At 59.3% G+C, this 14264-nt stretch carries 14 protein-coding genes; 2 read left to right on the top strand and 12 right to left on the bottom strand.

Going from position 1 to position 14264, the window contains the following annotated elements; translation table 11 throughout:
- From G5367_RS13670 to G5367_RS13660, 3 genes are all read right to left on the bottom strand, one after another.
- A complete protein-coding gene (locus G5367_RS13670; RefSeq protein ID WP_005357011.1) occupies positions 1-1119 on the bottom strand; it encodes an ABC transporter permease in 1119 nt (372 codons plus the stop codon).
- Positions 1119-2684 carry an ABC transporter ATP-binding protein gene (locus G5367_RS13665; RefSeq protein WP_100644783.1) on the bottom strand — a complete coding sequence of 522 codons (1566 nt, stop codon included), beginning with the start codon at positions 2682-2684 and terminating at the stop codon, positions 1119-1121. The genes G5367_RS13670 and G5367_RS13665 overlap by 1 nt, the downstream gene beginning before the upstream one ends.
- Positions 2685-2769: 85 nt before the next feature.
- Entirely contained in the window at positions 2770-3768 is a 999-nt protein-coding gene (locus tag G5367_RS13660; RefSeq protein WP_005340803.1) for a BMP family lipoprotein, read from the bottom strand.
- Between the two features lie 506 nt (positions 3769-4274).
- Here G5367_RS13660 and uvrD point away from each other — a divergent pair.
- Positions 4275-6446, top strand: coding sequence for a DNA helicase II (gene uvrD, locus G5367_RS13655; RefSeq protein ID WP_421244448.1), 2172 nt, complete (start codon positions 4275-4277; stop codon positions 6444-6446).
- A gap of 465 nt (positions 6447-6911) precedes the next feature.
- Here uvrD and G5367_RS13650 read toward each other — a convergent pair whose 3' ends face one another.
- The 3 genes from G5367_RS13650 to ydfZ all read right to left on the bottom strand — a co-directional run bounded on the left by G5367_RS13650 (position 6912) and on the right by ydfZ (position 8489).
- Positions 6912-7058: a hypothetical protein gene (locus G5367_RS13650; RefSeq protein ID WP_421244447.1), complete on the bottom strand. Its 147-nt coding sequence runs from the start codon at positions 7056-7058 to the stop codon at positions 6912-6914.
- A 427-nt stretch (positions 7059-7485) separates the two neighbouring features.
- On the bottom strand, positions 7486-8016 hold the full coding sequence (locus G5367_RS13645) for an REP-associated tyrosine transposase (protein WP_139394847.1): 531 nt from the start codon (positions 8014-8016) through the stop codon (positions 7486-7488).
- 275 nt (positions 8017-8291) lie between these two features.
- Entirely contained in the window at positions 8292-8489 is a 198-nt protein-coding gene (ydfZ, locus tag G5367_RS13640; protein ID WP_005342516.1) for a putative selenium delivery protein YdfZ, read from the bottom strand.
- Between the two features lie 310 nt (positions 8490-8799).
- Here ydfZ and G5367_RS13635 point away from each other — a divergent pair, with 310 nt between their 5' ends.
- Positions 8800-9300: a DUF1993 domain-containing protein gene (locus tag G5367_RS13635; RefSeq protein WP_421244446.1), complete on the top strand. Its 501-nt coding sequence runs from the start codon at positions 8800-8802 to the stop codon at positions 9298-9300.
- Positions 9301-9388: 88 nt separating this feature from the next.
- On the opposite strand, the gene G5367_RS13630 is transcribed toward G5367_RS13635, so the two are convergent.
- The 6 genes from G5367_RS13630 to G5367_RS13605 all read right to left on the bottom strand — a co-directional run bounded on the left by G5367_RS13630 (position 9389) and on the right by G5367_RS13605 (position 14222).
- The gene (locus G5367_RS13630) at positions 9389-9901 is read right to left on the bottom strand and encodes a cupin domain-containing protein (RefSeq protein WP_421244445.1); all 513 of its coding nucleotides are present in this window, start codon (positions 9899-9901) and stop codon (positions 9389-9391) included.
- A 125-nt stretch (positions 9902-10026) separates the two neighbouring features.
- Positions 10027-10389, bottom strand: a complete 363-nt coding sequence (locus G5367_RS13625) for a cystatin domain-containing protein (protein ID WP_042054283.1) — start codon at positions 10387-10389, stop codon at positions 10027-10029.
- A 100-nt stretch (positions 10390-10489) separates the two neighbouring features.
- Positions 10490-11146, bottom strand: a complete 657-nt coding sequence (locus G5367_RS13620; protein ID WP_421244444.1) for a DUF3313 domain-containing protein — start codon at positions 11144-11146, stop codon at positions 10490-10492.
- Between the two features lie 390 nt (positions 11147-11536).
- Positions 11537-12667: an ABC transporter substrate-binding protein gene (locus tag G5367_RS13615; protein WP_421244443.1), complete on the bottom strand. Its 1131-nt coding sequence runs from the start codon at positions 12665-12667 to the stop codon at positions 11537-11539.
- Positions 12668-12724: 57 nt separating this feature from the next.
- Positions 12725-13360, bottom strand: a complete 636-nt coding sequence (locus tag G5367_RS13610; protein ID WP_058059345.1) for a LysE family translocator — start codon at positions 13358-13360, stop codon at positions 12725-12727.
- 40 nt (positions 13361-13400) lie between these two features.
- Positions 13401-14222: a helix-turn-helix transcriptional regulator gene (locus G5367_RS13605; RefSeq protein WP_158114119.1), complete on the bottom strand. Its 822-nt coding sequence runs from the start codon at positions 14220-14222 to the stop codon at positions 13401-13403.
- Between the last annotated feature and the right edge of the window lie 42 nt (positions 14223-14264).

Here is a 14264-nt window from a genome sequence, read left to right as displayed (position 1 = left end):
TCAGACTCCTTTAGCTTGCGCGGCTGAGCGGTTGGCAAACGCCAGATAGAGCTGCTCGATGCGCGGACGCATCATGTGCTCAAGGGCGCCACAGAACAGGATCACCAGACCCTGCAACACCACCACGATGTTGCGGTCGACACCGAACTCGAAGCTGAGCTCGGCGCCCCCCTGATAGAGGAAGCCAAACAGCAGGCTGGCGATGATGACGCCGACCGGATGGTTGCGCCCCATCAGCGCCACCGCGATACCGGTGAAGCCGAACCCTTCCACAAAGTTGAGCTTGATTTGGTGCAGCTCACCCTGCAGCACGTTGAGGGCAAAGAAGCCCGACAGCATGCCGGAGATGACCATGGCCAGGATCACCACCTTGGGATAGGAGATACCGGCGTAGGCGGAGGCGCTTTGGCTGGCGCCGACCGAGCGGATCTCGTAACCCCAGCGGGTGTGCCAGATAAAGACCCACACCAGCGCCGCACAGATCAGCGCCCAGAAGAAGCTGATATTGAGCGGGCTGTTGGGGATCTCCATCCCGAACAGGTTCGCCAGCCCGCTCATCTTGGGCAGCCAGCTTGCTTCGGCAAACACCTTGCTCTCGGTCGCCATCGAGCCGGGCGGCTTGAACACCTCCACCAGCAGATAGGCCATCAGCGAGGCGGCGATGAAGTTGAACATGATGGTGGTGATAACGATATGGCTGCCGCGCTTGGCTTGCAGCCAGGCCGGAATAAAGGCCCAGGCCGCACCGAACAGACCACCGGCAATGATGGAGAGCGGCAACAGCAGGGCAAACGGCAGCACATCGCCGAGCATCAGACAGACCAGACCCACACCGAGACCGCCGATATAGGCCTGACCTTCACCACCGATGTTGAACAGACCGGCGTGGAAGGCGACCGCCACCGACAGACCGGTAAAGATAAAGCCGGTTGCGTAGTAGAGGGTGAAGCCGACCCCTTCACCTGTGCCGAACGCGCCGTACCACATGATCTTGGCGGCATCGACCGGGTTGATGTCGAGGTAGTAGAACAGAATGGCCGACACCAGGAAGGCCAGCAGGATGTTGACCGCAGACAAGACGCCTACGGAGACCCAGGCAGGAATACGTACTTGGCTCATCAGTGGGCCTCCTTGGCAACGTCATCGGGAACGATATTCGCCATCATCAGACCAATGGTGCGCTCATCCGCCTTGGCACCATCCAGCTCGCCGACGATGCGGCCATCGGCAATGACCAGGATCCGGTCAGCGAGGCTCATGATCTCGTCCAGCTCCACCGAGACCAGCAACACCGCCTTGCCCTTGTCACGCATGGCGATGATCTGCTGGTGGATATACTCGATGGCGCCGATGTCGACCCCGCGGGTCGGCTGACCGATCAACAGCACATCCGGGTCCTGCTCCACTTCACGGGCGATCACCAGCTTCTGCTGGTTGCCACCGGAGAAGTTGGCGGTCTTGTGATCGGGATGGGGCGGGCGCACGTCCCACTTCTCCATCTTGGCCTGACAATCCTGCTGGATCGCCTCCTTGTTCTGCAGCCACCCCTTGTTGTATTGCGGGCGACGGTGATAACCGAGAATAAAGGCCTCTTTCGCCTCGAAGCGGTTGATCAGCCCCATCTTGTGCCTGTCTTCCGGCACATGGCCGAGGCCGTAGTTGCGCACCAGCTCGGGATCAGCCGGGTGCTCCGCGCTCACCTTGTGCACGCCGCTGCGGCTGCTGATGGTAAAGCCACCCTTGCTCGGCTTGAGAATGCCGCCAAGCAGACTGAGCAGTTCGGACTGGCCGTTGCCTGAGACCCCGGCGATGCCGACCACTTCACCGGCCCGCACCTCGAAGCTGACCGATTTGACCCGCTCCACCTTGCTGGCGTCGAAATAGCTGAGCCCTTCGATCTTCAGCTTGGCTTCACCGGGTTGGGTTGGCCCCTTGTCGACCTTGAGGCGTACCTTGCGGCCCACCATCAGCTCGGCCAGCTGCTCCTTGTCGGTATCCTTGGTGGCGACGTGGGCCACCATCTCGCCACGGCGCATGATGGAAACCTGATCGGTAATGGCCAGGATCTCCCGCAGCTTGTGGGTGATGAGGATGATGGTCGCCCCCTGATCCCGCAGCTTTTTCAGCACCTCGAACAGGTGATCCGCCTCTTGCGGGGTCAGTACCCCGGTCGGCTCGTCGAGGATCAGGATGCGGGCGCCGCGATAGAGCGCCTTGAGAATTTCGACCCGCTGTTGCAAGCCAACCGGCAGATCTTCGACCTTCTCGTGCAGCGGCACGTCTAGGCCATAATCTCGCGCCAGTTCGCCCAGCAACTTTTCGGCTGACGCCACGCTCTGCTGAAGGTGCCAGCCGTTCTCAGCGCCGAGGATGACGTTTTCCAATACGGTGAAGTTATTGACCAGCATGAAGTGCTGGTGAACCATGCCCACGCCTGCGGCAATCGCATCTTGTGAGCCATGGGGTTTGAAAGGATTCCCGTCGATCAGCATCTCGCCTTTGTCGGCATGGTAGAAACCATAAATGATGCTCATCAGGGTGGACTTACCGGCGCCATTTTCGCCGACAATGCCGTGGATACTGCCTTTGCGAACCTTAAGGTCGATCAGCTTGTTGGCGTACACTTCGCCGAACCGCTTATCGATACCTCTTAATTCGATGGCATAGCGATCTGTCTGGTCCATGATGCAGCCCTGCGTTTCATGAAATAAGACTAAAAACCGGCCCGTGCGGGCCGGTGGTGCGTTGAGAGTCGTAGCAACTATCTAATTAGTATTTGCAGGTGTTATCGCTCATGTAGTCATGAACCTTGACCTTGCCAGCGATGATTTCAGCCTTGATGGCATCCACCTTGGCTTTCATTTCCGGGGTGATCAGCTTCTCGTTGTCCTTGTCGAGCGCCCAATCCACACCGCCTTCGGCCAGACCCAGGTTCTTGATACCCGGTTTCCACTCGCCTTTGGCAGCGTCATCCCAGGTCTGGTAAGCGGCCAGACCCACAGACTTGACCATGGAGGTCAGCATGGTGCCCGGTTGCAGGTGGTTCTGGTTGGAGTCCACACCGATGGCGAACTTGCCGCTGTCCTTGGCTGCCTGATAGACACCGATACCGGTACCGCCAGCTGCGGCGTAAACCACGTCAGCGCCCTTGGCGAACTGGGACTTGGCCAGCTCGGCACCTTTGGCCGGGTCAGCAAACGCGGCCGGGGTAGAGCCCGCCATGTTCTGGAACACTTCGATCTTCGGATTGACGAACTTGGCACCCTGCTCGTAACCGCACTGGAATTTGCGGATCAGCGGGATATCCATGCCACCCACGAAGCCGACCTTGCCGCTCTTGGAAGCGATGGCAGCCAGCGCGCCCACCAGGAAGGAACCTTCATGCTCCTTGAAGATGACGGACTGGACGTTCGGCTTGTCGACCACCATGTCGATGATGGTGAACTGGGTTTTCGGGAATTCGGTCGCCACTTTTTCTACGGCAGAGCCCATGTTGAAACCGACCGCCACGATCGGGCCGTTGCCACGGCTGGCCAGACGACGCAGGCCCTGCTCGCGCTGGGCTTCGTTCTGGGGTTCAAACTCTTTGACCTTGACGCCCTTGTCCTTGTTGTAGAGCTCGACGCCGTTACGGAACACGGCTTCGTTGAATGATTTGTCATACTTGCCCGCGGTGTCATAAATGACGGCTGGCTCGGAAGCAGCCTGAGCAGAGAGAGCAGCGAGAGTGAGGGAGGCCACAGTGGCCAGCTTGAGCACTTTAGTCACGATCGTATCCTTGATTGTTATTAAGTGAGGGAACTTGCTTGCCTGTCAGAGCAGGCTATCTAGCACGCAGGCTTACTCTAAGTCAGCCCCGATGCGGGTCAAGCAAATGATAAGGGAAAAACGTTTGCGTTAACGGTTTGAATTCTAAGCAAATAACCTTATAAGCAGTTGTTTTTTAGCTACTTTTCAGTTTTTTATGCTAACAACCAAAAGACCCAAACGACATTTCTCTTATTGTTCAGCAAGTTACTGTAAACCGTTTTCCCCTCTTATTCATCCAGCCCCCCGGCAAGCCCGTGATCCGGCTCGCAAAATCCCCACAAACCGCGCGAGCAAGGATTGGCTACAGCTGGAGACCTCCCCGTCCCGTTCTCTCTGCGCCAGCCAAAAAAGGCCGCACCGGCGCCCTTGCAAGACCCCATCTCCCCCCTCCCCCCGAGTTTGGATTTGGTCTGGCAGGGGGATGGCCGTATAATCCCCGCCTGTATAAATAAACAGGAGTGGTGATGGACGTTTCAACCCTGCTCGACGGGCTCAACGACAAGCAAAGAGATGCCGTTGCGGCGCCCCGCAGCAACCTGCTGGTGCTGGCCGGTGCCGGTTCGGGCAAGACCCGGGTGCTGGTGCACCGTATCGCCTGGCTGATGCAGGTGGAACGCTGTTCACCCTTCTCTATCATCGCGGTCACCTTTACCAACAAGGCGGCGGCCGAGATGCGCGGCCGGGTCGAGAAGGTGATCGGCGACGGCGTGCGCGGCATGTGGATCGGCACCTTCCACGGCATCGCCCACCGTTTGCTGCGGGCCCACCATCTGGATGCGGGCTTGCCGCAGGATTTCCAGATCCTCGACTCCGACGACCAGTACCGGCTGATCCGCCGGGTGCTCAAAGCGCTCAACCTCGACGAGAAGCACTGGGCTCCGCGCGCCGTGATGGGCTACATCAACGGCAAGAAGGACGAGGGGCTGCGCCCCGGCGACATCGACCTCTACGGCGACCCCGTCACCCGCACCTATCAGCAGATCTACAAGACCTATCAGGAGACCTGCGATCGCTCCGGTCTGGTGGACTTTGCCGAGCTGCTGCTGCGCGCCCACGAGCTGTGGCTGAACAAACCCCACATCCTCGAGCACTACCGCGACCGCTTCCAGAACATCCTGGTGGACGAGTTTCAGGATACCAACGGCATCCAGTACGCCTGGCTGCGAATGCTGGCGGGCAACAGCGGCAAGGTGATGATCGTTGGCGATGATGACCAGTCCATCTACGGCTGGCGCGGCGCCAAAATCGAGAACATCCAGCGCTTCCTGACCGACTATCAGGGCGCCGAGACCATCCGCCTCGAACAGAACTACCGCTCCACCGCCAATATCCTCAAAGCGGCCAACAGCGTCATCGCCAACAACGCCGAGCGCCTTGGCAAGGAGCTGTGGACCGAAGGGGCCGAGGGCGAGCCGATTTCCCTCTACGCCGCCTTCAACGAGGTGGACGAAGCGCGCTTCGTGGTCGGCCGTCTCAAGGATTGGAAGGAAAAGGGCGGCCTCTTGGCCGACTGCGCCATCCTCTATCGCTCCAACGCCCAGTCACGGGTGCTGGAAGAGGCACTGATGCAGGACGCCATGCCCTACCGCATCTACGGCGGCCTGCGCTTCTTCGAGCGGCAGGAAATTAAAGACGCCATGGCCTACCTGCGGCTTATCAACAACCGTGGCGACGACGCCAGCTTCGAGCGGGTGGTCAACACCCCGACCCGTGGCATCGGCGATCGCACCCTCGAGATCCTGCGCGGCAACGCCCGCGATCAGGGGCTCAACCTGTGGCAATCGGCCAAGGCGCTGCTCAATGACAAGGTGCTGACCGGTCGCGCCGGCAACGCGGTGCGCGGCTTTGTCGAGCTGATCGACGCGCTGGAGGAGCAGGTCTCCATGCTGCCGCTGCACCAGCAGGCGGATATCGCCATCCAGAACTCCGGCCTCAAGGCGATGTATCTGGCGGAAAAGGGCGAGAAATCCCAGGCACGGGTAGAGAACCTGGACGAACTGGTCACCGCCTGCCGCCAGTACCAGCGCCCGGACGAACTGGAGGATATGAGCGATCTCTCCGCCTTCCTCGCCCACGCGGCGCTGGAGTCCGGCGAGAATCAGGCCGACGAATATGCCGATGCGGTGCAGCTGATGACCCTGCACAGCGCCAAGGGCTTGGAGTTCGCGCTGGTGCTGCTGGTCGGCGTCGAGGAAGGGATGTTCCCCAGCCAGCAATCCACCGAGGAGTCGGGCCGGCTGGAAGAGGAGCGCCGCCTCTGTTACGTCGGCATGACCCGCGCCATGGAGAAGCTCTACATCTGTTATGCCGAGAGCCGCCGCATCTACGGCCGCGAGATGTTCCACAAACCGAGCCGCTTTATCCGCGAGATGCCCGCCGAGTGTCTGGAAGAGATCCGGCTGCGCACCCAGGTCAGCCGCCCCACCCAGTACGGCCGCTTTAGCCAGAACGAGGTGCAGCAGAGCTTCGACGCCAGCGGCATCAAGCTCGGCCAGCGGGTGCTCCATCCGAAATTCGGCGAAGGGGTGGTACTCAACTTCGAAGGGGTCGGCCAGCAGAGCCGGGTGCAGATCCAGTTCGACGACGTCGGCGCCAAGTGGCTGGTGACGGCGTATGCCAGATTGGAAGCGCTCTGATTTTTCCTGCCTTTTGAAATAACCAACCCGGCTTAGGCCGGGTTGATTTTTATATTGCCTATCGCGACAACTTTAAATACGCGATCGTCCGAATACGCTTCGCTATTCGAACCTACAGCTGTGTTTAAGCTGTGGAAGAACAATATTTGTCCCATATTGGGCAAGGTATATTCAACTTAAGTTTGCTATTAAAAAAGCACCCTTTTCGCAAGCAAAAAAAGTTATTTAAATTTTCCATCCTTGATCGGGAGACTTGTATTTAGCGGAGCGGACGGATGAAAACCCGCTCAGTGTGAGTGGATACTAACAGACAGGGTGGGACTCACAATTTATCCACAGCACGCCAGTTATCCACACATTGCAACTATGTCTCTGCACCATTATCTTGTGTTACGAAGCGGCAGGAGCACCACATATAGTGGTTTTACATCAAATGAGGAGCAACTCATGGTGATAAACGAAGTATCAAAACCCTTCCCGGGCAAAACTATGTCCATCCCATGGCAAATGATGGAGGTTATCTATGCCAAAAAGACCACGACGTTCACGTCGTTCAACACCAAAGACTACAAATGATAAAGCCACCCTTCCAAAATGGATCAGGTGGCTCATATCAGGGTTCCTAGACGCTTTAAGACAAAAGCTTGTAGGATTTGTGTTTTTATTTCTGCTTAGTGTAGTCCCGCACGATTTCAACGATTACTTTTGGTCTCGCACACCAGAAGCAACCAAAGTGCAGTATTACCAGATCTAACCAAGGGCCTTCGGGCCCTTTTTTACACCCTTAACTTACAATTTGTGAGTCAAATGTGTAACCGGAATCATGGACAATCGTGCCCTAGCCGTCAATGAAAATATATCACTATTTGTGATACCCCAACGTTCAGAGAAGCACAAAAACACAATATATTCATATGGTTAAATGACGCAGGATCGTAGGTTCGATTAGCGAAGCGTAATCGGACGATCGAGTAATCGGACGATCGCGTAAGACGTTCGCGTAATCGGACGCTTACAACGGAACAACCCTTTTAGGGGTTTACTCCAATCCCCCCGATGCCCCATCCACCGACCCGCACCAATCCGGTGGATAGACGCCGCTCGCCACATAACGATGGAAGGTGGAATATGGCCAATCGGCCACCCGCGTAACATGACCATGCTTGAGCGGGTTGATATGGACGTAATCCATATGGCGGCGGTAATCCTGCTCATCCCGGATCAGATGCTCCCAATAATGGCGTTGCCAGATGCCCCGCTCCCCGTGGCGTAACCGGGTCTGGCTGCGCCGTTCGTTCATTGGCAAGGCGCGGGAAAAGTGGCTTTTGATCAGCCGCCAACGCAGGGGGAAATCGGTGTCCCCTTCCGGCAAAGAGAGAATGCAGTGGAGATGGTCGGGCAACACCACCCATGCATGAATGGCGAAGGGGTGAGCCTGCTGTACCTTGGCAACGCTATGGCGCAGCAGGTCGATCTGCTCCACCAGCAACCGGTTGTTGCGCCGCTCCAGCAGGTTGACGGTGAAGAACCAGGTTCCTCCGGGCCACCATGCCCGCCGCCAATTGGCCATCCTTTTCCCCTCGTTGAGACCGAAAAGCCAAGCATAGTCTTGCCTCACGTCGATCTGCTTGCCGGTCGTGATGGTGCGGATATTCCATTACGCGGATGTTCGATTACGCGATCGTCCGATTACGCTTCGCTAATCGAACCTACACGATGACTCAACGCAGCTTGAGTCGATGTAATTGATGGGGGTAAAGCAGAGAGGGGAACTCAGAAACCCGGCCGCCAGATGGGGCGCGGCGGCCGGGTGAATTGTAAAGAGTAGGGTGACAGTGAAAGGGATCAGCCTAGTCTAATCAACTCGATGGGGGCGTAGCGCTCACCGGAGTTTGCCAGCAGCACGCACTTCTCATGCTCCGCCTGATAGGGGGTCATATTGTCGGTGTGGGCCTCTTTCAGAAAGTCGACTGCGCCAGTGGCGGCAATCATCACGCGCTGACCCAGGTTCAGCACATTGCGGTTACGGTCATAGATCTTCATCTCATTCTCCTTTTCTTGTGTCCTGGCGGATGTGCAGGCGCGTGTCCAGGACAACGCATTCAGCCTACGCCCCTGAAAAAAGGTGATTTATGTCACAGATCAAAAAAGGGGTGATAAGGGACTCACAGGCTCAAAAAGCGAGCGCTGCCCCTTGGCCAACGGTTGTCGCGCGAAGTAGCGCTGCCCTGCCGTTTTCATCGTGGTAGGCTCGAACCCGGCAGCGGTTGGGGTATATTGGTGGCCGATTAGCCAGTCTCATTCACCGTGGCCGCGCAAGCGGGCCGCTGTTTCAACAAGATGGAGAGTGCTCATGAATCGCGATATCACCGCCCAGTTCATCAAGATGCTGACCAACCTCGACCACTGTCTGGCCAGGGCCGAGGCCCACGCCGCGGCGAAGCAGTTCAACGTGGAGAACTTTTTCGGCGAGCGGCTGATCGTCGATATGCTGCCCTTCAGCAAGCAGGTGCTGATCTGCTGCGATTCGGCCCGCACCGTGGTCGCCACCGCCAGCCACAGCGAGCTGCCGGCCATGGGCGATGAGCCCAAAACCATGGCCGATCTGCGCGCCCATATCGGCAAGACCATCACCTATCTGCAGGGCAAGCTGGACGCGGACTACAGCCAGTATGCCAGCGGCCGTTACGTACCCCACTGGGCGGGCGGCAAGGGGATGGATGGCCATACCTGCGTCCATGAGTACGGCATTCCCAACTTCTACTTCCACCTCACCATGACCTACGCCCTGCTGCGCCGCGCCGGGGTCGATCTCGGCAAGCGCGACTATCTGGGCGGGCTCAACCTGCAATAAGCGCCGCTCGCCACAGGCGGCAAACAGATAGCAAAAGCCTGCCACGCGGCAGGCTTTTTTATGTCGGGGTGCGCAGAAAGGCTCCGCCCTAGAAGGGGCCTTTGCTCTCGCGCAGCTGGTCGGGCAGGCCGTCGTGATCCCCCAGCTCGCGCTCGGGCACGTCGTCCCAGTGCAGCTTGCCGAGGGTGATATTACGCTCGGGGTGAACGGCGTAGTGGATGCGGTTGTCCTCCCGATCGGTATCGCCGATGCAAAGCAGCCGGACAGTCTCTTCGGTGTTGTTGATAAAGACGTGGGCCAGCCCGTCACCGGCCTTGAAGCCCACCGAGTCGCCCGGTTGCAGCCGATAGAGCACGCCATCGAGCCAGACATCCGGCATCCCTTCCAGCACGTGGACAAACTCGTCTTCGGTCTTTTCGGCATGGGGCCAGCTGGTGCGATGGCCGGGTTCGACGATCTCGTGGTGAATGCCGATGCGGCTAAAGCCGAAGTGCTTGCCGAGGGCGCAGCCGCGAGAAAGGGGCTCCTGACTGCCGGAGTAGTAGCGCGGCGTCTGCTCTTGCAGCTCGCTCCAGTGTTTGATGCAGGGGGGGCGGGTCATAGCGGTTCCTTTTCCATGAGGATGCGGTCACGGGAAGGGTCATCCTGACTGTCAGAATGCGGGGAGAAAAGCAGAAATTTTCTGGTCAGATGAGCCCCTCTGACGAGGGGCTCAACAAGCAGGAATTACTTGGCCTTGACGCAAGGCAAGGGAGGAAGCTCGCCCTGTGCAGCTGGGCGGGTCATCTGGTAGTTGCCGGCAAGATCCCGATAGACACGGGTGTTCCACACCTCTCCGTTGTCGAGCTGGAACTCGATGTCGTAGTTGACCCCGGAGACCACCTGGCTGCGCACCTCGCGGATGCTCTGCAGTTTGGCGGCCGTGTTCATGCGAGCCAGCACGCTGGCCAACGCAGCCTCCCCTTCAGCATTGGGCAACGGCTGACTCTGCCAGCCACCCGCCATCGGCGCACACTCCGGCGTGGGTGACGAGGTGCTACAGGCACTCAACAGGCCAGCAACAAGGATGGGTAACAACACGCGTTTCATATCATTTTCTCCTGCCTGCAAAATGACCACCTTATCAACATCTTGCCATTATTGCAGCCCAAAAGGCTCCCGCTGCGCCCCGCTTGGACGCACCAATCGTTCAGCGCCCCAGATTGTCCGCCAGCTGTTTGGCGCGGCTGGCCGCCCACTGGTCGATCATCTTCTCCATCTCCTCGGCGGTAATGGGCTCATCCTTGTGGGTGGTATCCGTGCTCTCACGGGCATCCATCACCCGCACCAGCAGCTTGCCACTCTGGGAGTCGAGCAGCTGGGCCATGCTGCCCACCTTGAGCAGGTAAGGCTCCTTGCCGATCACTTCGCGGGTGACATTGATGGCGATCTTGGCGGGCAGCAGGTCACGCAGCTTGGGGTCGGGGCGGGTCAGGTCGAAGTTGGTGACGGCGGCCTGGATCCGCATGACTTTCGGGCCGGGTGCGGTGGCGATCTTGACGCCCTGCTTGATCAGCTCGCTCTGGAACTTGTCGTGGTAGTAGCGGCCAATCTGGTTCTGTTCATTGGCGGTCAGCAGATACCACTGACCGTTCTCCTGACGAATAAACTGCAGCGGATCGAGCAGCACCTCATTGTATTGGCGCAGATCAACACCCGGCTCCTTGTAGACGCGCTGATTGGGGTTGCTCTCGTTCTGCTGGAAGGCTGTCAGCGGGATCGCCTGCAAGCTGTGGGATACCTGATTCTTGACGGCGCAGCCACCCAGCAGGGCCGCAGCCACGGCAACCATCACGACCTTTTTCATATTTGCTCCTGCATTTTACTGTTTGTTTTTGCTGTGGATTTCGCACCACATGGCTGGAGAACCCGTGCCGGATGCCGCCAATGTCACAGAGAAATAACCTATTCATCACTTTCCCACAAGGGAAGGATCAGGATTGTTCAGCTCACATCCAAGTTGTCACAATTGAGGCACTTTTGTACAGGGTCAGCCAGGGTACGAACGGCAATCTGGCGAGGGTTCGGTTGTTTAATCCGGCTAAATGGGATTGCGGAAAGCGCTCAGTTTTTTCAAACGATGGGGGCCCGCGAGCGGCGTGAGTTGAACGGGGAAATGCCCTGGAACGGGCGATGACCGATCATCAGCCATCTTGCGCAAACTTGCCTGCCGCCGGAGAAGCGGCAGGCTCATTCATCAGTTATCGAGATCCCAGGGGCACTGCTTGACCAGCCCCTCTTTGCCGCTGGCGACGATCGCCTGCTGCACCATCCGTTTGTAGCGATTCTTGATATGGGCGGGCAACGCGGGCACCAGCAGCCGCTCGTCAAACTCCGGCAGCGGGCGATCCGGCAGCACCGCCTGCTCCTGCGGGCTGAGGGGCGGCCGGGAGGCAATATTGCTGGCCGAGATGGTGGGCGTACCCACCAGCATCTGGCGTTGCAGCGGCGCGCTCAGCAGAAAATCCACCAGCAGGTAGGCACCCTTGAGCCGTGCGGGATCATCCCCGACATGGCGGGCGATGGAGATCGCATCGAGGGCATAGATGGCCCCCTCCTGCACCATGGCGATCCGCCACTGCTGCTCGTTCTGCTTGTTGCACTCCACCAGCTCCAGCCCCCAGGTGGTGGCAAAGGTCTGCTGGCGCAGATCCTCACAGCGGTTGGCCTGATTGAACCAGAAGCCTCGACTGGCTCGCAGCCGCTGCGAGAGTTGCTGCTCCACCTCTTGCTGCAAGGTCTTGTCGGCCAGCATCTCGCCGCTGGCAAACAGGGCGGGCGACTTGCCCAGCGAAAGCAGCACCGAAAAGAGCAGTGGCTCGAACTGGTCGCAGAACTCGGCAAACTGGCCCGGCGGCGAGCTGTTGGCGAGCACCTGCCAACTGGTGGGCGCTTGCGGCACCTGTTTGCTGTCATAGGCGAGGCTGAACATGGCGTAGGAGAAGGGCACCGAGTAGTTGCGCTCCCCCTGCTTGTCATACTCGGTGTTCTTGAGGGCGGGTTTCACCTCGGGGTAGTGCTGCAGGCGGCTGAAATCGATGGGGAGCAGCAGCTTGAACAGCGGCTGGTGATGGGCCTTGTAGAAGTAGCTGGTCGGCAGCACCACATCGGAGCTGCGGGTGCGCAGGGCGCGGTAGACGCTGTCGAAATCAGTCAGCAGCGGCTCGATCCGGCTGACCGTCGCCTCCACCCCATGGGCTTTGGCGTAGTCGGCAAACTGTTGTTCATAACCCGCTGGCAGATAGCCCCACTCCAGCAATTTGAGCTGAACCGGGGCCGCCAGCGCCGGGGTCATCCCCAGCAACCAGCAAAGAGGCAGTAGACGCATGGCCGGGCACTCCTGACAGGTAAACCTTGCTGGAGTATAGGCCCATGCGCCGACTCGTCAGGCCACCAGCTCGGCGCCCATGCTCGCCAGAATGGAGAGGCTGACCACCGCAAACAGCACGCCGGTCACCAGATTGAGCGGCCGCTGCACCCGCAGCAGCAGGCGCTGGGCGCGATCGGTGGAGAGGCTCCACGCCAGCAACCCGAACCAGCAGAGGGAGATGATGAACAGCTCGCCCACCAGCAGACTGCGGGTCATCCCGTCCACCTCTGGCGTCACCATGGCGGCCAGCAGACCGATAAAGAACACCAGCGCCTTGGGGTTAAGCAGGTTGGTGGCAAGGCCAGTGCGCACGCCCCTACCCCAGCCGCGCAGCTCGTTGGCGGCGCTGGCCATCACGGTACTGCTCTGCTGGCGAGCCGCCATCAGGGCGCCCCACCCCAACCAGCCCAGATAGAGGGCGCCGCAGCACTTGATCACCATAAACAGCAGCGGGTGACTGGCGATCAGCATGCTGATCCCGGTCAGGCTCAGGGTGGCATGTACCATGATCGCCAGCGAGATGCCCAGCGCCGCGCCAAGAGCGGTCGGCCGGTGCAGGCTGGTACGCAGGATCAGGGCGAAATCGGGGCCAGGGCTGGCCAGTGCAATCAGGTGCATCAGGCCAAGGGTAACGAACAGACTGGTCAGCATAACAACTCTCGCTTTAACGACGGAGAGCCAGCATGGCGGATCAGCGGGGGGCGCGGCTTGTAAAAGATTGCATCTGGGCACGAAATTCGGCGGGTGTCAGACCGAATGCCTGGCGAAAGCCGTGGTGGAAGTGACTCTGATCGAAGAAACCGACCGCCAGCGCCACCTCGCTCACCGCCATCCCGCTCGCCAGCAACCGCTTGCCCTGCTCCAGCCGCAGCCGTTTCAGCCAGGCGTAGGGGGTCATGCCGCTGCGTTTCTTGAACTGGCGCAGGAAGGCGAAGCGATCGAGCCCGAGCAGACCCGCCAACTCTTCCAGCGAGTGGGGTTCGTCGAGGGTAGCCATCAGGTAGTCGCGCAGAAATCGCAACTGGGGATCCGCCAACTGGTGTACCTCGGGGGCCAGATGCAGCAGCTCTCCCAGCAGGGCGAGCAGCTGGCTCTCGATAAGCAGGCCATCGGCCTTGGGGTTGTCGAGATAGCCGTGCAGCTGGGCAAAGCCCTGATAGAGGTCGGGGCGGCTCTGCAATCCCTTGTCGAAGAAGGGTTCAGGCTGCTCCGGCAGCCAGAGCGCCAGCTGCTGCGGATCGATGGCGAAGACCCGCACCTCGTACCCTTCCGGCAGCAGGCTGAGGCCGTCGTGCACCTCATCCGGGTTGACGGTAGAGAGCACCCCGCGCACCAGATGGTGACTGTTGCCCTTGTGGATAAACTTCTGGCCACCCCGCTGCACCAGCCCGATATGGTAGTCGAGATGGACATGGCGGCCGTAGCTGAACGCCCTGTGGTGGGAGTGTGACAGCTCGACCCCCGGCAGGTGCGGGGATTGCCAGTAGCGGATGAGGGAATCGGTGGTATTCATGGGTTATAGATACACCAGAAACAGGCTTTGGGCTTGTAGATT

The sequence above is a fragment of the Aeromonas sp. 604282 genome (genome assembly GCF_049170575.1).
Classification (GTDB): Bacteria; Pseudomonadota; Gammaproteobacteria; order Enterobacterales; family Aeromonadaceae; genus Aeromonas; species Aeromonas veronii_A.
Note: the sequence above shows the minus strand (reverse complement) of the source record. Positions and strands in the feature narration are given on the sequence as shown.

What these genes read in the sequence shown, in the direction of transcription:
- G5367_RS13630 (WP_421244445.1), bottom strand. Translation starts at nt 9,901, where the DNA reads ATGACCCGCCCCCCCTGCATCAAACACTGGAGCGAGCTGCAAGAGCAG.
- G5367_RS13605 (WP_158114119.1), bottom strand. Translation starts at nt 14,222, where the DNA reads ATGAATACCACCGATTCCCTCATCCGCTACTGGCAATCCCCGCACCTG.
- uvrD (WP_421244448.1), top strand. Translation starts at nt 4,275, where the DNA reads ATGGACGTTTCAACCCTGCTCGACGGGCTCAACGACAAGCAAAGAGAT.
- G5367_RS13650 (WP_421244447.1), bottom strand. Translation starts at nt 7,058, where the DNA reads ATGAGCCACCTGATCCATTTTGGAAGGGTGGCTTTATCATTTGTAGTC.
- G5367_RS13645 (WP_139394847.1), bottom strand. Translation starts at nt 8,016, where the DNA reads ATGGCCAATTGGCGGCGGGCATGGTGGCCCGGAGGAACCTGGTTCTTC.
- G5367_RS13625 (WP_042054283.1), bottom strand. Translation starts at nt 10,389, where the DNA reads ATGAAACGCGTGTTGTTACCCATCCTTGTTGCTGGCCTGTTGAGTGCC.
- ydfZ (WP_005342516.1), bottom strand. Translation starts at nt 8,489, where the DNA reads ATGAAGATCTATGACCGTAACCGCAATGTGCTGAACCTGGGTCAGCGC.
- G5367_RS13665 (WP_100644783.1), bottom strand. Translation starts at nt 2,684, where the DNA reads ATGGACCAGACAGATCGCTATGCCATCGAATTAAGAGGTATCGATAAG.
- G5367_RS13635 (WP_421244446.1), top strand. Translation starts at nt 8,800, where the DNA reads ATGAATCGCGATATCACCGCCCAGTTCATCAAGATGCTGACCAACCTC.
- G5367_RS13620 (WP_421244444.1), bottom strand. Translation starts at nt 11,146, where the DNA reads ATGAAAAAGGTCGTGATGGTTGCCGTGGCTGCGGCCCTGCTGGGTGGC.
- G5367_RS13615 (WP_421244443.1), bottom strand. Translation starts at nt 12,667, where the DNA reads ATGCGTCTACTGCCTCTTTGCTGGTTGCTGGGGATGACCCCGGCGCTG.
- G5367_RS13670 (WP_005357011.1), bottom strand. Translation starts at nt 1,119, where the DNA reads ATGAGCCAAGTACGTATTCCTGCCTGGGTCTCCGTAGGCGTCTTGTCT.
- G5367_RS13610 (WP_058059345.1), bottom strand. Translation starts at nt 13,360, where the DNA reads ATGCTGACCAGTCTGTTCGTTACCCTTGGCCTGATGCACCTGATTGCA.